Origin of the sequence: Amycolatopsis iheyensis (assembly GCF_024703995.1) — a bacterium.
Lineage (GTDB): Bacteria > Actinomycetota > Actinomycetes > Mycobacteriales > Pseudonocardiaceae > Amycolatopsis > Amycolatopsis iheyensis.
Genome location: NZ_JAMXQV010000003.1, coordinates 341,955 through 358,572, shown reverse-complemented (window position 1 = coordinate 358,572; position 16,618 = coordinate 341,955). Strand labels below are relative to the sequence as shown.

17 protein-coding genes are annotated in these 16,618 nt (G+C 73.3%); 10 read left to right on the top strand and 7 right to left on the bottom strand.

The genetic code is table 11. From position 1 onward, the window contains the following. Nucleotides 1-333: 333 nt before the first annotated feature. The 6 genes from M8542_RS08900 to M8542_RS08875 all read left to right on the top strand — a co-directional run bounded on the left by M8542_RS08900 (nt 334) and on the right by M8542_RS08875 (nt 6,348). Entirely contained in the window at nt 334-2,772 is a 2,439-nt protein-coding gene (locus tag M8542_RS08900) for a HAMP domain-containing protein (protein WP_257919552.1), read from the top strand. A gap of 1 nt (nt 2,773) precedes the next feature. Further along, entirely contained in the window at nt 2,774-3,958 is a 1,185-nt protein-coding gene (pgsB, locus tag M8542_RS08895; protein ID WP_257919551.1) for a poly-gamma-glutamate synthase PgsB, read from the top strand. After that, the gene (locus M8542_RS08890) at nt 3,955-4,437 is read left to right on the top strand and encodes a poly-gamma-glutamate biosynthesis protein PgsC/CapC (RefSeq protein ID WP_257919550.1); all 483 of its coding nucleotides are present in this window, start codon (nt 3,955-3,957) and stop codon (nt 4,435-4,437) included. Before pgsB ends, M8542_RS08890 begins: the two co-directional genes overlap by 4 nt. Before the next feature lie 11 nt (nt 4,438-4,448). After that, nucleotides 4,449-5,315 carry an NlpC/P60 family protein gene (locus M8542_RS08885; protein ID WP_257919549.1) on the top strand — a complete coding sequence of 289 codons (867 nt, stop codon included), beginning with the start codon at nt 4,449-4,451 and terminating at the stop codon, nt 5,313-5,315. Beyond that, nucleotides 5,312-5,455 carry a hypothetical protein gene (locus M8542_RS08880; RefSeq protein WP_257919548.1) on the top strand — a complete coding sequence of 48 codons (144 nt, stop codon included), beginning with the start codon at nt 5,312-5,314 and terminating at the stop codon, nt 5,453-5,455. Before M8542_RS08885 ends, M8542_RS08880 begins: the two co-directional genes overlap by 4 nt. A 65-nt stretch (nt 5,456-5,520) precedes the next feature. Further along, nucleotides 5,521-6,348, top strand: coding sequence for a hypothetical protein (locus M8542_RS08875; RefSeq protein ID WP_257919547.1), 828 nt, complete (start codon nt 5,521-5,523; stop codon nt 6,346-6,348). Here M8542_RS08875 and M8542_RS08870 read toward each other — a convergent pair. Together M8542_RS08870 and M8542_RS08865 are read right to left on the bottom strand one after the other, a co-directional pair. Beyond that, nucleotides 6,345-8,147 (bottom strand): bifunctional sugar phosphate isomerase/epimerase/4-hydroxyphenylpyruvate dioxygenase family protein, encoded by a 1,803-nt coding sequence (locus tag M8542_RS08870; protein WP_257919546.1) that lies wholly within the window; start codon nt 8,145-8,147, stop codon nt 6,345-6,347. The two genes, M8542_RS08875 and M8542_RS08870, sit on opposite strands and share 4 nt — an antisense overlap. Then, a complete protein-coding gene (locus M8542_RS08865) occupies nt 8,134-9,030 on the bottom strand; it encodes a shikimate dehydrogenase (protein WP_257919730.1) in 897 nt (298 codons plus the stop codon). The genes M8542_RS08870 and M8542_RS08865 overlap by 14 nt, the downstream gene beginning before the upstream one ends. Nucleotides 9,031-9,171: 141 nt before the next feature. On the opposite strand from M8542_RS08865, the gene M8542_RS08860 reads away from it, so the two are divergent. Continuing rightward, nucleotides 9,172-9,834 carry a TetR/AcrR family transcriptional regulator gene (locus M8542_RS08860; protein WP_257919545.1) on the top strand — a complete coding sequence of 221 codons (663 nt, stop codon included), beginning with the start codon at nt 9,172-9,174 and terminating at the stop codon, nt 9,832-9,834. Here the strand turns inward: M8542_RS08860 and M8542_RS08855 are convergent. The 3 genes from M8542_RS08855 to M8542_RS08845 form a co-directional block, all read right to left on the bottom strand. Continuing rightward, nucleotides 9,812-10,573 (bottom strand): N-acyl homoserine lactonase family protein, encoded by a 762-nt coding sequence (locus M8542_RS08855; protein ID WP_257919544.1) that lies wholly within the window; start codon nt 10,571-10,573, stop codon nt 9,812-9,814. The genes M8542_RS08860 and M8542_RS08855 overlap by 23 nt on opposite strands. Then, the gene (locus M8542_RS08850) at nt 10,570-11,913 is read right to left on the bottom strand and encodes an MFS transporter (RefSeq protein WP_257919543.1); all 1,344 of its coding nucleotides are present in this window, start codon (nt 11,911-11,913) and stop codon (nt 10,570-10,572) included. Before M8542_RS08850 ends, M8542_RS08855 begins: the two co-directional genes overlap by 4 nt. Nucleotides 11,914-12,066: 153 nt before the next feature. Then, on the bottom strand, nt 12,067-12,642 hold the full coding sequence (locus M8542_RS08845) for a TetR/AcrR family transcriptional regulator (RefSeq protein WP_257919542.1): 576 nt from the start codon (nt 12,640-12,642) through the stop codon (nt 12,067-12,069). A 97-nt stretch (nt 12,643-12,739) separates the two neighbouring features. Here M8542_RS08845 and M8542_RS08840 point away from each other — a divergent pair, with 97 nt between their 5' ends. Next, nucleotides 12,740-13,756: an SDR family oxidoreductase gene (locus tag M8542_RS08840; RefSeq protein WP_257919541.1), complete on the top strand. Its 1,017-nt coding sequence runs from the start codon at nt 12,740-12,742 to the stop codon at nt 13,754-13,756. Here the strand turns inward: M8542_RS08840 and M8542_RS08835 are convergent. Together M8542_RS08835 and M8542_RS08830 are read right to left on the bottom strand one after the other, a co-directional pair. Continuing rightward, a complete protein-coding gene (locus M8542_RS08835; protein WP_257919540.1) occupies nt 13,753-14,706 on the bottom strand; it encodes an SDR family oxidoreductase in 954 nt (317 codons plus the stop codon). The two genes, M8542_RS08840 and M8542_RS08835, sit on opposite strands and share 4 nt — an antisense overlap. 17 nt (nt 14,707-14,723) lie before the next feature. Next, nucleotides 14,724-15,152, bottom strand: a complete 429-nt coding sequence (locus M8542_RS08830; RefSeq protein ID WP_257919539.1) for a MerR family transcriptional regulator — start codon at nt 15,150-15,152, stop codon at nt 14,724-14,726. 85 nt (nt 15,153-15,237) lie between these two features. Here M8542_RS08830 and M8542_RS08825 point away from each other — a divergent pair, with 85 nt between their 5' ends. Together M8542_RS08825 and M8542_RS08820 are read left to right on the top strand one after the other, a co-directional pair. Then, the gene (locus M8542_RS08825) at nt 15,238-15,702 is read left to right on the top strand and encodes a winged helix-turn-helix transcriptional regulator (protein ID WP_257919538.1); all 465 of its coding nucleotides are present in this window, start codon (nt 15,238-15,240) and stop codon (nt 15,700-15,702) included. A gap of 64 nt (nt 15,703-15,766) precedes the next feature. Continuing rightward, nucleotides 15,767-16,603 carry an isocitrate lyase/PEP mutase family protein gene (locus tag M8542_RS08820; RefSeq protein ID WP_257919537.1) on the top strand — a complete coding sequence of 279 codons (837 nt, stop codon included), beginning with the start codon at nt 15,767-15,769 and terminating at the stop codon, nt 16,601-16,603. Nucleotides 16,604-16,618 lie beyond the last annotated feature (15 nt).

Here is a 16,618-nt window from a genome sequence, read left to right as displayed (position 1 = left end):
GTGCCTCGCGGGGAAAGTCGTGGCCTCGGGGTGCGCGACGTTCACTCGTCTGCTCAAGGGGTCCTCCGTAGCTGACTGGTTGACACCAGAACTGCTTGAAGGCGGCGGTGCGACGAACCATACAGCCGGTTCGCCGGTTAGTAAAGTAACCTTCCAAATACGCAGCGTTCCCCGAGGGCTTGACAGCCCGCCCGGCGCGGGATCATCCTGATCCCCGTTCGGAAAGAAACTTTCCTAACATTCAACGTATCGGGTCGACGGTCCCCCGCCGCCGGGCCCGTCCTCCTTCCCCGTCATCGCGGACGCCAACGGCCGTCCGCGCTAGGAGCGTGCATGCGCACCCGCGGCACAACGTCCTCCCCGGCCGGCCGGCTCCGCGCCCGCCTCCCCGAAGCCGGTTTCCCCGGCGGCGCGGGCGCACCTTCGGCGACCGGGTTCGTCCTGTTCGTCCTGCTCGCCTGCGCGTGCTTGCTGGGCCTCAGCCCACTCTTCGGTGGCGCCCCGGCGGTGTCGGCCGGCGTCGCGGACGGACAACGCCGGGACGCCGAAGCACTCGCCAAGGCCGTCGGCGCGTCGGCCGCCCACGGCCTCGCGGTCGCGGCGACGTCGAGTGATCCGGCGTTGAGCGAGCTGAGCGCGGTCCACCCGGCGTGGCGCGGTCTGGTGGTGCTCGACGCGGCGAGCCGCGCCCTGCTGGCCGCGCACGGGGAGCCGGTGCCCGTCGACGCACTGGCGGGCGCGGACCTGGGCCGCCCGGTGGTGCGCGCGTCGACACCGGTGGGCGGAATGCCGCTGCTGCTGAGCACAACCCCCTTGCCGGGCGGCCGGGTCCTGGCGGTGTCGACGCGGTTGCGGCTCCCGGCGGCCCCGAACCTCACCCGCCTCGTCACGGCCGACGGCCGGATCCTCGAGACCTCCGGCGCCCCCGCCGACCGGGCCACGGCCGGGTTGCTCACCACGGCGGCGACCGCGGCCGGGTCGGGGGTGCTCACGGGCCCGCCGTCGCCGGGCCCCGGGTCGTTGGTGCCGGTGGTGGCCCACGCCCCGGCGGGCGACCTCGGAGTGGCGGTCCTGACGGCGGCGTGGCTGCCCGCGGACAGCGCGCCGGCGCCGTGGCCGGGCCTGGCGGCCGGCGGTGCGCTGCTGGTGCTGGGGGCGGGGAGCACGCTGTTGTTGCGGCGTGGGTTGGTGATCCCGCTCCGGCGGTTGCGGCTGGACGCGGTGGCGGTCGCGGCCGGGGAGCCCGGTGTTCGGGTTCGGCCGGGGCGGGTGGCGGAGTTGCGGCGGGTCGCCGTGGCTTTGGAGCGGTGCCGCCGGTTGTTGGGTGCGCGGGCGGATTTCGGATCGGCGGGCGCCGCATCGGTGGTGGGGCTCGGCGAGCTGGGGATCGATCCCCCGCCGGCGGGCGTTGCCTCGGCGGCTGGGCACGGCCGGGCGCGAACCGCCCCCGCGCCCACCACTGCCTTGCAGCTCGGCGAGCCGGGGATCGATCCCCCGCCTGCGGGCGTTGCCTCGGCAGCGGGGCACGGCCGGGCGCGAACCGCCCCCGCGCCCACCACTGCCTTGCAGCTCGACCAACTGCGAACCAACCCCGCCCCCGCGGACACAATCGCCGCCGCCGCGGCGGCGGCGAGGCCCCGCCGGGTGCGGACCGCGCCCGGCCCCACCACCACCGTGCAACTCGACCAGCTCCGAACCAACCCCAGCACCGCTCTCCACCTCGGCCCCCTGAAAATCACCACCGCGACCAACCCCCGGCCACCCCGCCGAGGCATCCCCGCCCGTGCGCTCGTCGGCTTGGTCGTGCTCGTCCTGCTCACCTGGTCCGCCGCCGTCCTGCTCACCCTCGGCACCCAGCCCGCCGACGTCCCGCCCGCCCTCGCTGCCGGCCAAGATCTGAGGCTGGCGAGGGCCGCCGATGGTGTGCGGTCCGCCCTCGCCGGGGGCCTGTCCGAACTGCGCACCGCCGCCCGGCTCCTCCCCGACGGCGACCCCGGCCCCGTCCTCGACCGCCTCGGGCAGGATCCCGCCTTCCGCAGCGTCTACCTCACCGACCGAACCGGCGATGCCGGCCCGCGCCGGGGCCGGGTGCCGCTGCGGGAGGGCGTCGTTCCCGATGGGGAAGGCCTGCGGCAGCACAACACCAGCGGCCGGGTGCCCGTCGTCTACGGGTTCGCGCGGCTCGGGGACGGGCGCGCGCTCGTCGGCGAGTTCGACGTCACCCGGCTCGCCCAGCCGCTCACGCCCGCCGGCGCGCGGGTGCGTGTCGTCGACCAAGGTGACCGCACCATCGTCGACACCCACGGCTACCTCGCCTTCGACCCGCTCGCCGATCCCGGGCTTCGCGCTGCGACCGCCGCCGCGCGGACCGGGCCGCCGCCGGCGCGGGTCGACCGCGATCTGCTCGTCTCCGCGCGGGAGCTGGCCCGGCGGGGACCGGTCACCGCGCTGGGCTGGGTGGTCGTCGCCGAGCAGCCGGTCGCCGCGCTCGGTGTTCGCGACGACGTCGTGCGGGACCGGGCGCGGGCCGCCGCCCTGCTCGGCGCCGTGCTGGCGCTGCTGGTCGGCGCCTGGCACGAACTCGTCGTCGTGCGCCCCCTGCGGCGGGCGGTCGCAGCGGCCGAACAGGTCGCGGCCGGGAACACCGGCGTGGTCGTCTTTCCGCAGCGGCAGGACGAAATCGGCACCGTCGTGTCCTGTGTGGACCTTTGCCGACACGCGCTCGCCGACCGCGCCGCGCCCACGCGGCAGCTCGCCGGAAGCCGGTCGTGACATGGGTTTCCTCTACGGCGTCCTGCTGGTCGGCGCGGGCATCCTGTTCCTCGGCGGCGTCCTCGAACAACGCCGGCACTACGCCCGCCTCCACCACATCCCGACCCGCGTGCTGGTCAACGGCATCCGCGGCAAGTCCTCCATCACCCGCCTCTGCGCCGGCGCCCTGCGCGGCGGCGGCCTCGTGACCACGGCGAAGACCACCGGCACCGCAGCCCGGTTCATCCACCCGGACGGCAGCGAAGAGCCCGTGTACCGCAAGTTCGGCATCGCCAACGTCGTCGAGCAGATCGGCATCGTCCGCCGCGCCGCCGCCCACCACCCGGACGCACTGGTCATGGAGTGCATGGCCGTGCTGCCCGACCTGCAGGAGCTCAACCAGAGCAAGCTGATCCGCTCCACCATCGGCGTGCTCTGCAACGTCCGCGAAGACCACCTCGCCGAGATGGGCCCCACCCTCGACGACGTCGCCCGCTCGCTCTGCCGCTCGATGCCCGTCGGCGGGATCTGCGTCACCGCCGAGCAGGACCGGCTGCCGATCCTCCGAGCGGAAGCCGCGAAACGCGACTGCCGCCTCATCGCCGTCGACCCGGAGTCCGTCACCGACGAAGAGCTGCGGGGCTTCGGCTGGATCACCTTCAAGGAGAACGTCGCGATCGCGCTGGCCGTGGCGGACCTGCTCAACGTCAACCGCCAGCTCGCCCTCGAAGGCATGTGGGCCGCCCCGCCCGACCCCGGCGTCTTGCGCGTCGACCACTACCGCGCCGGCGAACTCGAGGTGCGCTTCGCCAACGTCTTCGCCGCGAACGACCCCGAGTCGACGTTGCTGAACATCGACCAGCTCCGCCGCCAGGGCGCGATCGCCGACCCGCTGCACGTGATCATCAACTGCCGCCCGGACCGCGTCGAGCGCAACGGCCAGATGGGCGCGCTCATCCCCAAGATCGCGCCGGAACGCGTGGTGCTCATCGGCGACCCGACGCGCAGCGCCCGCACCGCCATCCCCGGCGGCTGGCACGACCGGGTGCTGGACCTGGGCGGGCACCGGCCGGCCGCGGACCTGGTCCGGGCCCTGCTCGACGGCCGCGGCGAGCGGTCGGTGGTCGCCATCGGCAACATCCACGGCCAGGGCGAGCTGCTCCTCGACGAGCTCGCGAAGCTGCCGTCCGCCTGGCAGCTCCGGTGAACGCCGCCGAGCTCGCGCCGGAGATCGCGACCGTCGGCCTGGCCATCGGCCTGCTGCTCTCGCTGGTCTGCTACCTCACGACCAACCTCTCCCCCGGCGGCATGATCACACCCGGCTGGATCGCGCTGACGCTGGTCGAGGACTACCGCCGCGCGGCGATCATCGTCCTGATGACCGCCCTGACCTTCGGCGGCACGAAACTGTTGCAGCGCATGGTGATCCTCTACGGCAAGCGCCTCTTCGCCGCGGTCGTGCTGCTCGGCGTCGTGCTCCAGACCAGCCTGCTGTTGTTCCTGCAGGCCGACTTCCCGCTGCTGTTCGTGCACCAGACCCTCGGGTTCGTGGTGCCCGGGCTGGTCGCCTACCAGCTCGTCCGGCAGAAGCCCGTGGCCACGATGCTCGCCACCGGCGGGGTGAGCCTGGCCAGCTACGCGGTGCTGATCAGCGGCGTGCTGGTCGGCCTGGTCCCGACGGTGTGAGGAGAAAACCGATGCGCGGCAAAGCCTTCGCACTGGCTCTGGTCATCGCCGTGGCCGGCGCCGCCTCGACGTGGTACGCCCGCCAGGACCACCCCGCCACCACGCCCGTTCAGGAAAGCACGAGCACCCGCTTCGACCGCCTCGCCGACCCGCCGCGGACCGTCGTCACGACCGGCGGCGCGGTCGAGGCGACGCTCACCGACGGCGCCCGCACGGTCGTGCTGGCCGGGCCGGCCCGCACCTTCCGCGACCCGCGGTCGGGCACGACCGTGACGGGCACCGCGTGGGTCCGGCTCGCACCGCAGCCGTGGGCGGCGGGCGCCGAGCGCGCGGCGTGGTTCGGGCCGTGGCTGGCGGCGGCCACGCACAACACCGCGCCGGACGTGCTCGCCGTCGCCCTCCAGTACGTCGACGGCGCGCCGCCGGTGCGTGACGCGACCGGCCGGCGCATCGCGGGCGACGCGACGTTCGCGCCGAACGCCGACTACGACGACTACCTCACCCGGGCGTCCGGCGCGGTCGACAGCGCGGGGTTCGTGCGCCTGGTCTACGGCTTCCGCGAAGGCTTTCCGCTGCCGGCCTTGCCCCGGACCGCGGCGGCGATGGCGGCCGCGGGCCCGGGCGCGGCGGTGGTGCCGGCGTCGCCGCAGCGCGTGACCGACTGTTCGCGCCTCCAGGCGGGCGACCTGGTGTTCTTCACCCGCACCCCGGACGGCGGCGGGGTGACCCGCGCCGGCATCTACCTGGGCCGGGACAGCGGTGGCCACCACCGCGTGCTGATCAGCGGCCGCGCCGCGGGCCCGGCCTTCGGGAAAGGGTCTACTTTGGACGGCGAGAGCGGCTACGCCAAGACCTTCCGCGCCGCGAGACGCCTGTGAGGCGCGCACTCGCCGGCATGGCGCACGCCGACGCGCTGCGCTCCTGCGCCGACACCCACCTGGGCCAGGACAGCGGCGACCACCACCGCGTCCTCGGCAGCGGCCGGGCCAAGACCTCCCCCGCCCCGAGACACCCATGAAGCGCGCACTCGTTTTCGCACCGCACCCCCGCACCGGCACCCACCTGAGGCGCGCACTCGCCAGCATGGCACTCGCCTTCGCGCTGCACTCCTGCGCCGCCGCTCCCCCAGAACCGGGCCTCGACACCGTCGTCACCACCTTCACCGACGAGATGTCCCCGGACCAGCCCTACCGCGCCCCCACCACCGCCGAACGCCGCAGCGCCGCGGCCGGGTTCGCCGCACTCCTGGACTGCCGCGACCCCGCCGGCCTCGAAGCGCTCGGGTTCTCGGTGCGCGATGGCGTCGACCCGGCGACCGGACGGCCGTACACGATCGCCGTCGACGTGCCCGGGACCGAGCGGGCGTGGGGCCTGTACGTGATCGACCGGTCGGCGCGGCCGTCGCTCGCGGTGGAGGTGCCGCACCCGGCGTTCGACCTGCGGACCGAGCTGTTCGGCGTCGACCTGTTCCGGCGGGTGCCGGGCTCGGTGCTGCTGGTCGCGGGCGCGCACCGGAAAGCCGGCGACGGCACCGCGGACGTCGCGCACGAGCCGGGCTCGGTCTTCCACGCCGTGGCCGCCGAGCTGGCCGGGCGCGGGCTCGCGCAGGTGCAGCTGCACGGGTTCCACGACGAAAACCTGCCCACGACGGACATCGTGCTCTCCTCCGGCGTCGCCCCACCCGGCACGGCGGCCCCGCGGACGGCGGCACGCCTCACCGCCGCGGGGTTCGCCGTCTGCCGGGCCTGGGCGCAGCGGTGCGGCGACCTGGAAGGCACGACGAACGCCCAGGGCGCGACGGCCGCGGCGGACAACTCGGTGTTCCTGCACGTCGAGCTGAGCCGGACGGTCCGCGACTCGCCGGAGAGACGCGCGGACGTCGTCCGGGCGCTCGCCGAAGCCGTGCCCTAAGCCGCCCGGGCGCGGCGCTGGGCCGCCATCCGGACCGGCGCGTTGACCGCCCCGTCGCCCGCGTACCCCCCGACCCGCTGGACCACCTCGAAGAACACCCGCCCGCCGAGGACCACCGTGCAGAAGTGCAGCAGCTCGCCGTGCTCGTCGCGGTCGTAGAGCACCGACTGCTCGCGCAGCTCGGGCAGCAGCGGGGGCGCCAGGCGGGCGTCGAGGTCGTCGTAGTAGTTGGCCGGGATCTCCAGCAGCGGCGCCCCCAGCTCGCGCATCCGGCGGGCGCTCGCCAGTGCGTCCACTGTGGACAACGTGATCCGCTGCGGCTCGCGCACCCCCGGCGCCCAGTCGCCCCGCCGGAGCAGGGCCGATTCGAGCGCGACGCGGACGCGGCCCGACGGGTCCGCCACCGTGCGGCTGCGGACCAGGCCGAACGGCGCCGCGAACTCCGTCACCGGTTCCGGCGCCAGCCCGAGCACCGCGCGGTAGAACAGCGCCGCCTCGTCGAAGTGGTCGAACGGCTGGGTCAGGGCCAGGTGGTCGATGCCGGTGACCCCCGCCGACGGACCGGGTGCCGACGTCACCGTGAAGTCGCCGAGCCAGCTTTCGCCGGCGGTGCGGCAGAAGAACACCGACGTGCCGTCGGGCGCGGCGATCGCCGACAGGTCCGCCTCGTCCGCGCGGTGGCCGCGGGGCAGGATCGGGGCGAGCAGCCGCTGGGCCCGGCGAGCCGAGCCGGCCGGGTCCGCGCTCTCGACGGCGACCGCGCCGACCGACGCGCCCCCGGCCGGGGCGGAGCCGTTGAGCAGGATCCGCGCGTCGCCCTGCTGCCACAACCGGACGGGCTTGGACCGGTGGTGCCCCGTCTCGGCGAACCCGAGGCCGTGCAACGCCTTCGCCAGCTCGGGCTCCGCCGTGTCGTCGACCGCCAGCTCGACGAACGCGGGCCCGGCCAGCGCGGGCGCGGGCGGCAGGTCCGTGCCACCGAGGGACTCCTGCAGGACCAGCAGCGACCGCATCGCGTCGACGGCGGCCGGCGCCGGGTCGGCCTGGCGGAAGACGTCGTTGAACACCTCCAGCGACAGCGGCCCGCGGTAGCCGGCCGCGAGCACGTGCCCGGTGAACGCCGTCAGGTCGAACGCGCCCTGGCCCGGGAAGAGCCGGTGGTGGCGGCTCCACTGCAGGACGTCCATCTGCAGCCGCGGTGCGTCGGCCAGCTGCAGGAAGAACAGCTTCTCGCCGGGGATCGTGCGGATCGCGGCCGGGTCGCTGCCGCGCGAGAGGATGTGGAAGCTGTCCAGGCACAGCCCGAGCGCGGGGTGGGCGGCCCGGCGCACGATGCGCCACGAGTGCTCGTAAGTGTTGACGAACCGGCCCCACGCCAAGGCTTCGTAGGCGATCCGGATCCCGCGCGCCGCGGCGCGGTCGGCGAGCAGGTGCAGCTGCTCGGCCGCGAGGTCGTCGTCGTCGACCGCGTCCGGCGACACCGACGAGCACACCAGCATCGTGTCGGCGCCGAGTGCGGCCATGACGTCGAACTTCAGCTCCGCGCGCCGCAGGTTGCGGGCCAGCACGTCCGGCGGCACCGCTTCGAAGTCGCGGAAGGGCTGGTACAGGTCGATCGACAGGCCCAGTTCGGCGCAGTGCTCGCCGATCTCCTTCGCCGGCCACGACGAGGCGACGAGGTCGTTCTCGAAGATCTCCACCCCGTCGAACCCGGCCCGGGCGGCCGCGGTCAGCTTGTCCTCCAGGGTGCCGGACAGGCAGACCGTGGCGATCGAACGGCGGGCTTCAGTCGAGGACATCGGCGGGCTGCCTTTCGGTGAGCGCGGCGAAGTGGCGCAGCATCCGCGCGGAGTCGGGTTCGACGCCGGTGAACAGCGCGAAGGCCTCGGCGGCCTGGTACACCGCCATCCGGCCGCCGTCGAGGACCGGCGCGCCGAGCGCTCGCGCGGTGCGGACCAGCTCGGTGTCGAGCGGGCGGTAGACGACCTCGGCCACCCACAGGTCCGGGCGCAGGAGTGCGGCGGGCAGCGGGAGCCCCGGGTGCGCGGCCATCCCGGTCGGGGTGGCGTGCACGAGCCCGGCCGCGGCGCCGAGCGCCGCTTCGAGGTCCGTGCCCGGCGACGCACGGCCGGCGCCGAACCGGCCGGCGAGGGCGGCGGCGAGCTCCGCGGCCCGGCCGGTGTCGAGGTCGAAGACCTGGACGCGGCCCGCGCCGGCCGTCAGCAGCCCGTGGGCCACCGCGGCGCCGGCCCCGCCGGCGCCGAGCAGCACGACCGCGCCGAGGTCCGCGTCCGGCAGCCCGGTCCGCAGGCCGCGCGCGAAGCCGGACCAGTCGGTGTTGTGCCCGATCGCGCGGCCGCCGCGGAACACGACGGTGTTGACCGCGGCCAGCGCGGCCGCGTCGGGCGAGAGCTCGTCGAGGTGGTCGAGGACGACCTGCTTGCACGGGTGCGTGATGTTCAGCCCGTGGTACCCGGCCTCCCGGGCCACGGCCAGCAGCGGGCCGACGGCGGTGGCCGGCACGCCGTGGTCGTCGAGGTCGAAGCGGGTGTAGGCCAGCTCGAGCCCGAGCCGGCGGGCCTCGGCCTCGTGCAGCGGCGGGCTCAGCGACGGCCCGATGCCCGCGCCGACCAGCCCGGTGCGGACCGCGCCCGGCGTCGCGTGCGCGGCCTGCGCGCGGATCGCCTCGACGGCGGAAGACAAGGTCACGAGCTCTCCCCTAATGTACGAACCAGTACGTTATTTGTACCTGATGTCGACGGCTCCGTGAAGGGCCGCGACGTCCTAGAGTGGGCGGATCAGCCGAAGCGAGGAAGGAAGTCCGTGGCAGCACCATCGTCGGACGGAGTGGCGAGCGCCGGTCCCGAACGCATCCGGGACGCGGACCGGACGCGCGCCGAGATCCTCGACACCGCCGCCCGCGAGTTCGCCGAGAAGGGCTTCGACGGCGCCCGGGTGGACGAGATCGCCGCGAAGACCCGCACCACCAAGCGGATGATCTACTACTACTTCACCAGCAAGGACCAGCTGTTCGTCGAGGTGCTCGAACGCGCCTACACGGTGATCCGCTCGCTGGAGCAGCACCTCGACGTCGACCACCTCGACCCCGCCGAGGCGATCCGGCAGCTCGCGCGGCTCACCTTCGACCACCACGAGTCCCACCCGGACTTCGTGCGGCTGGTGAGCATCGAGAACATCCACCGCGCCGAGCACATCGCCCGGTCGAAAGCGCTGTCCAACCTGGCCAACCCGGCCCTCGACGTGCTGACCCGCATCCTCGCGCGCGGCCGCGAAGCGGGGCAGTTCCGCGAAGACGTCGACGCGCTCGACGTGCACATGGCGATCAGCGCGTTCTGCGTGTTCCGCACCGCGAACCGCTACACGTTCAACGCCATCTTCGACCGCGACATGCTCGATCCGGCGCTGCGCGACCACCACCGGCGGATGGTCGCCGACATGCTGGTCAGCTACCTGACGACGCGCTGAGCCGCACGACCCGGTCGGCGACCGGCGGGTACCGGGCCAGCACCTCCGGATCGTGGCCCGGCACCACCAGGCCGGCGCCGGCCAGCTCCCGGACGCGGTCGAAGGCGCCGTAGACCCCGGTCATCGAGTGCAGCAGCGGCGCCGGGCGGTCGGCTTCGAGGTTCTCGTGGAAGTGACACGCGTCCGAGGCCAGCACCACCGGCCCGGCGGCGGTCTCGACGCGGACCACCTGCATGCCGGCGGTGTGCCCGCCGACCAGGTGGACGCTCAGCCCGGGCACCACCTCGGCGTCGCCGTCGAGCAGGTCGAGCGGCCCGGCCAGCAGGTGGCCGAGCGCGACTTCGTCGAGCAGCCACCGCTCCCGCTCGATCCGCTTGGCCCACGGCCCGGTCCAGTAGTCCACTTCGGACCGCTGGACGACGAACCGCGCGCCGGGGTAGGAGGCCACGGTGCCGCAGTGGTCGTAGTGCAGGTGCGTGAGCACGACGGTGTCCGGGACCGCACCGAGCCCGGCCAGCAGCCGGCCGGGCTCGACGTACTCGAGCCCGGGTAGTTCACGTGCGCGCGCCGGCCGGATGCCCGCGTCGACGAGCACCGTGTGCTCCGGCGAAACCGCCAGCCAGACGTAGTAGGCGGTCGGGTGGGGCACCGCGGAATCCTTGCCGTAGCCCAGGAAGTGCTCCCCGCGGTACCCCGTGCGCCGGCCGTAGCAGAGCGCGTAGACCTCGAACTCGCTCACTGCGGAACGCTCACCTCGTGCCGGACCGGCTCCTTGCGGCCCAGCCGCGCGGTCGGCACCCGGTAGGTCTCCTTGCCGGTGGCCACGGCGATCACGTTCACCAGGCACAGCGCCGCGGTGAACACGGCGACCCCCACCCACGCGCCGTGGCCGGTCCCCGTGACCCCGACCGCGATGGTCGGCAGGAACCCGCTGATCGCGAACCCGATCTGCGTCCCGATCGCGGTGCCCGACAACCGCACCCGCGCGGGGAACATCTCGCCGTAGAACGACGGCCACACGGCACTCGTGGCGGTGTAGACGATCCCGAACATCCCGATGCCGACGACGAAGATCCAGAGGTAGCTGCCGGCAGCGATCGCGCCGAGGTACGGGAAGATCAGGATCGCGCAGCCGAGCGACCCGGCCATGAAGATCTTCTTGCGCCCGAAGCGGTCGGAGAACTTGGCCCACAACGGGATCGACACCACCGCGGCCACGTTGGCCAGCACGCCGACCCACAGCATCGGCGTCTTGCTCAGCCCGACGGTGTTCACCGCGTAACTGAGGGCGTAAACGGTGAAGATCGTGCTGACCGACGCGATCAGCGCCGCGACGACCACGCGCAGGACGTCGGCCCAGTGCTCCCGCAGCAGGACGGCCAGCGGCAGCTTCACGACCTCGCCGGCCGCGACCTCCTCCTGGAACACCGGGGTCTCCTCCAGCGAGCGGCGGATGAAGTAGCCGACCAGCACCACGACGGCGCTGAGCCAGAACGGGATCCGCCAGCCCCACGACAGCAGCTGCTCCTGTGGCAGCGCGGCGACCGGCAGGAACACCGCGGTCGCCAGGATCTGCCCGGCCTGGGTGCCGCTGAGGGTGTAGCTCGTGTAGTAGGCACGCCGGTTTTCCGGCGCGTGCTCGAGGCTCATGGAGTTGGCGCTGGCCTGCTCGCCGCCCGCGGACAGGCCCTGCAGCAACCGCAGCGCCACGAGCAGGATCGGCGCGGCCACGCCGAGCGTCCCGTAGCCCGGCAGGCAGCCGACGAGCACAGTGGACAGTCCCATCAGCAGCAAGGTGATCAGCAGCACGCGTTTGCGGCCGAACTTGTCCCCCAGGTGCCCCAGCAGCAGCGCGCCGAGCGGCCGCGACACGTAGCCGACGCCGAAGGTCGACAGCGCCAGCAGCGTGCCGGTCGCCGGCGACGAGGCCGGGAAGAAGATCTTGTTGAAGACCAGCGCGGCCGCCGTGCCGTAGATGAAGAAGTCGTAGTACTCGAGGGCACTGCCGATCCACGCGGCCAAGGCCGCCTTCGCGGGCCTGCCCACGGGCGGGGCCGCGCCATCCGGACGATCGGTCACGTCAATCTCCTCCGTGGGTGCGCCACTGCAGTCCAGGTAACTAACCGGTCAGGTATGAACCGTACGGTTAATTAGAGAGATTGAAGGGCGCCCGCGGGCTTGTCAAGGGCCGATTTCGCGGCAGCGCCCGCCCGCAAGATCACCGGAAGCGCGTCACAACGGCCGGGGCGGCGCCTCCAGGCCGGAGAAAACGGCGGCGACGAGGCGACGGCCCTGGGCCGCGCCCTCGTCGTTGTTCGCCACCCGCCACAGGAAGCTCATCAGCATGATGATGTCCGCCGGGTCGTGCCCCGGCGCGATCGTGCCCTCGGCAACGCACGCCTCGACGAGCTTCGCGACCGCCGCCGACGCCGGCCCCCACGCGGCGGCGACCACTTCCTGCGCGGCCGCGCTGTGCAGGGCGTCGCCGAGGCCGTGCTTGACCCGGATGTAGGCGGACAGCGTCTCGAACCACTCGACGAAGGCGGCCTTCGCGGACGAGTGCCGGGCCAGCACCTCGTCGGCAGTGGTGGTCAGCCGCTCGATGTCGTGCTGGTAGGCAGCCAGGATCAGGTCCTCGCGGGCCGGGAAGTGCCGGTAGAGCGTGCCCGCGCCGACGCCGGCGCGCTTCGCGACCTCGCTCAACGACACCAGCGGGTTCTGCGCGAACAGCTCGTGCGCGGCCTCGATGATCGCGACCCGGTTGCGCGCGGCGGCCTTGCGCTGGGTGCCGTACGTCCCATCCGTCATCCCTCGATCATGCCTCATCTTTTGACATGCGGAGAACTCTCCGCTAGTTTCGGAGAAAGACGCGGAGAATCCTCCGCATGTTGAAAGGTCTGGAGTAATGGCGGAAGTTCTGGTCACCGGTGGCTCGGGGTACATCGGCAGCTTTTGCGTGCTCGCCCTGCTGGCCGAAGGACACTCGGTGCGCACCACCGTGCGGAACCTGGAGAAGGAACCGCAGCTGCGGGCCATGCTGCGCGCCGGCGGGGCACCCGAAGACGCGAAGGTCACGGTGCTGCAGGCCGACCTGCAGCAGGACGCCGGCTGGGCGGCGGCGGTCGAAGGCTGCGACTACGTGCTGCACGTCGCTTCCCCGACGTTGACCAGCCTGCCGCGCACCGACGACGAGATGGTCGTCCCGGCGCGCGAAGGCGTGTTGCGGGTGCTGCGCGCGGCTCGCGCGGCCGGGGTGAAGCGGGTCGTGCTGACCTCGGCGTTCGGCGCGGTCGGGTACGGCCACCCCGAGGCGCACCGCGTCTTCACCGAAGCCGACTGGACCAATGTGGACGGCGGGATCGCGCCGTACCAGAAGTCGAAAACCCTGGCGGAGAAGGCGGCGTGGGAGTTCGTCGCCGAGAGCGGCCCGGAGCTCGCGGTCGTGAACCCGGTCGGCGTGCTCGGCCCGGTGCTGAGCGGGGACTACTCGCCGTCGCTGAACCTGGTGCAGCGCATGCTCGACGGCGAGATGCCCGCCCTGCCGCCGTTCGCCAGCGGGTTCGTCGACGTCCGCGACGTCGCCGACCTGCACCTGCGCGCGATGACGGACCCCGCCGCGGCGGGCGAGCGGTTCCTCGCCACCGCCGGGCACAGCTTGTGGATCCGCGAGGTCGCCCGGATCCTGCGCGCCCGCCTGGGCGAACGTGCTTCGAAGGTGCCGACACGCGAGCTGCCGGTCTGGGCGGCCCGGCTCTTCGGCCGCCTCAACCCGGGCATGCGCGCGGTGCTTCCCCAGCTGGGCAAGAACTTCGACGCGACGTCGGCGAAGGCCGAGCGCGTCCTGGGCTGGTCGCCGCGGCCGATCGAGGACACGATCGCCGAGACGGCGGAGAGCCTGCTGGCCTTGAAGGCCGCCGCCTAGAGGCTGCGGGCGGTGTCGGCCAGGGTCTCTTCGACCGGCCGTGGCCGCCAGCCGAGCACGTCCCGCGCCTTCCCGGTGCGGATGACGGGCACGTGTCCCAGGCGGGCGACCGCTTCCCGCATCGCCGGGTCGGCCCGCACCTGCTCGGCGGTCAGCTCCTCTGTGGACACTTCGTACCCGCTTTCCGTCAGGATCCTCGCCAGTTCGAGGAAACTGATCGACCGCCCGGCCGCGGCGAGGAACCGCTCCCCCGCCGCCCGCGGGTGCGTCATCGCCCGCACGTGCAGGTCGGCGGCATCCCGGACGTCGACGACGCCGAAGTGCAGCGGCGACACCACCGGCATGGCGCCGTCGAGCATCGCCCGCACCAGCCCCACCGACGACGACAGGCGCCCGCCCAGGACGGGCCCGAAGATCCCGGCCGGGTTGATCACCGCCAGCTCCGGACCGCCCGCCGACCGCACTTGGTCCCAGGCGGCGCGTTCGGCGATGACCTTCGACCGGATGTAGGCGGTGTTGGGGTCGGCGGGATCGGTCCAGTCGGCTTCGGTGTACTCCGCGCGAGGCACGGCGCTGTACCCGACGGCGGCGAACGACGAGGTCAGCACGACGCGCCGGACACCGGCTTCCCGGGCGGCGGCCAAGACCCGCACGGTGCCTTCGCGGGCCGGGCGGATCACCTCGTCGTCGTCGGCGGGCGAGCTGGGCGGGAACGGGGACGCGACGTGGAGCACGTAGTCGACGCCTTCGGTGGCCGCGGCCCAGCCGTCGTCGGCGCCGAGATCGGCGGCCACGACCTCCACCTCGTCGTGCGGGACCTCGGCCGCCCGGCCGAGGTCCCGCACGGTGGTGCGGACGCGGTGGCCGTCGGCCAGCAGCCGCGTGATGGTGTGCCCGCCGAGGTAGCCGGTGCCGCCGGTGACCAGGACGAGTGCTCGGTTGTCGTTCAAGTTCGGTCCTTCGTGAGTCAGAATCGGTCGATCAGCGCCAGCAGCCGAGGGACCAGCTCCCGCGCCGTACCCGTGTCACCCCGGTCGCGGGCATCCCACAGCCGGGCCTTCAGCCGCAGGTACTCCAGCCGCAGCCGCAACCGCTCGATCTCGGCCTCCAGCCGGTCGGCGTGGTCGTCGAACAGGTCGCGCTGCTCGGCCGCGGCCGCGTCGCCGCGGGCCAGCAGCTCCAGGTAGCGGCGCAGGTCCTCGACCCGCATGCCGGCCGAGCGCAGGCACCCCAGCGAGTCGAGCACGTCCATGGTCTCGGCGTCGTAGCGCCGGTGCCCGCTGCTCGGGTCCCGCGGCACCGGGCCGACCAGCCCGATCTGCTCGTAGTAGCGCAAGGTCGGCTCGCTCAGCCCGCTGCGCCGGGACGCCTCGAGGATCGTCAGGCCTGCTGTCATGGGACCAGCATGCAGAACTTCAAGCACTTGAAGTCAACGCCGCGACCCGCGTGTCGTGCCCCACACCGGCCGGTACCGTCGTCGCATGGCACAACCCGTCAGCGCGACCCCGGATCACGGCTCTTGCACCATCGGCCGCGTGCTCACCGCCGTCGGCGACAAGTGGAGCCTGCGCCTGCTCTGCGAAGCGGCCCTCAACGGCGTGACGCGCTTCAAGGACTTCCAGACCGTTCTCGGCGTGGCGCCGGACGTTCTCGGCCAACGGCTCACCAAGCTCGTCGACGAGGGGCTGCTCACCAAGGAGCCCTACCAGGAGCCGGGGCAGCGCAGCCGGTTCCGGTACGGCCTGACACCGGCCGGCGAAGAGCTGCGGCTGGCGCTGGCGGCGCTGCAGCAGTGGGGCGAGGTCCACCGGCCGCGGCCCGACAGCGTGGCGCTGACCGAAGTCGGCCGGACCCTGGGTTCCGACCGGCCGGTCCGCGTGGCCTTCGTGGACGACGAGGGCCACGTCGTGCCGGCGGACGACATCGACTTCCGGTACTCGGTCTGACTTGGGAAATCCAAGCCAAATCCCCTGTGACCACAGGCTTTTCGCACTTTGCTAGCTTCCGTTCATGAGCGAAGCACGGCAGCGGAAAGCCGACGAACTGCAGCACCTCAACCAGGACGGCATCTACGTCCTGCCGAACGCCTGGGACACCGGCAGCGCCGTGTTGTCCGCGAACGCGGGAGCGAAGGTCATCGCCACCACCAGCGCCGGGGTGTCCTGGGCCGGCGGGCGGCCCGACGGCCAGCACCTGACCCGCGAGCGGGCGGTGGCCGTCGTCCGCGACATCGCCGCGGCGGTGGACGTCCCGGTCAGCGCCGACATCGAAGGCGGCTACGGGCCGGACCCGGCCGACGTCGCCGAGACCGTCCGCGCCGTCGTCGAGGTGGGGGCCGTCGGCGTCAACCTCGAAGACAGCGGCGCGCCCGCGGGCGGGCTGTTCGACGACGACGCCCAGGCCGCGCGGATCAAGGCCGCCCGCGACGCCGCGACCGCGGCCGGGCTGCCGAACCTCGCGATCAACGCACGCACCGACGTCTACCTCGCCGGCATCGGCGCCCCCGAGGGCCGCTACGCCGAAACCCTGCGCCGCGCCCGGGCCTACGCCGCCGCCGGCGCGGACACGATCTTCGTCCCGGGCCTCACGGACCTCGACGTCATCACGAAGTTCGTCGGCGAGTCGCCGGTCCCGGTGAACATCATGGCGGGCCCCGGCGCGCCCTCGATCGCCGAGCTGGCCGAGGCCGGGGTGCGCCGGGTCAGCCTGGGCGCGTCGGTCGCGTTCGCGGCGTACTCGCTCGTCGTGCGCGCGACCCGCGAAGTCCTCGAGAAGGGCACTTACACCGAGCTGGGTGCCACCGAGCCGTGGGACGTGATCAACGGCGGGTTCACCGGCGCCCGCTGAATTCCGTTGGCCCGG

Bases quoted from the DNA above. Each gene is read 5' to 3' on its own strand.
- M8542_RS08830 (WP_257919539.1), bottom strand. From the start codon at position 15,152: ATGACAGCAGGCCTGACGATCCTCGAGGCGTCCCGGCGCAGCGGGCTG.
- M8542_RS08845 (WP_257919542.1), bottom strand. From the start codon at position 12,642: ATGACGGATGGGACGTACGGCACCCAGCGCAAGGCCGCCGCGCGCAAC.
- M8542_RS08825 (WP_257919538.1), top strand. From the start codon at position 15,238: ATGGCACAACCCGTCAGCGCGACCCCGGATCACGGCTCTTGCACCATC.
- M8542_RS08820 (WP_257919537.1), top strand. From the start codon at position 15,767: ATGAGCGAAGCACGGCAGCGGAAAGCCGACGAACTGCAGCACCTCAAC.
- M8542_RS08900 (WP_257919552.1), top strand. From the start codon at position 334: ATGCGCACCCGCGGCACAACGTCCTCCCCGGCCGGCCGGCTCCGCGCC.
- M8542_RS08885 (WP_257919549.1), top strand. From the start codon at position 4,449: ATGCGCGGCAAAGCCTTCGCACTGGCTCTGGTCATCGCCGTGGCCGGC.
- M8542_RS08840 (WP_257919541.1), top strand. From the start codon at position 12,740: ATGGCGGAAGTTCTGGTCACCGGTGGCTCGGGGTACATCGGCAGCTTT.
- M8542_RS08875 (WP_257919547.1), top strand. From the start codon at position 5,521: ATGGCACTCGCCTTCGCGCTGCACTCCTGCGCCGCCGCTCCCCCAGAA.
- pgsB (WP_257919551.1), top strand. From the start codon at position 2,774: ATGGGTTTCCTCTACGGCGTCCTGCTGGTCGGCGCGGGCATCCTGTTC.
- M8542_RS08870 (WP_257919546.1), bottom strand. From the start codon at position 8,147: ATGTCCTCGACTGAAGCCCGCCGTTCGATCGCCACGGTCTGCCTGTCC.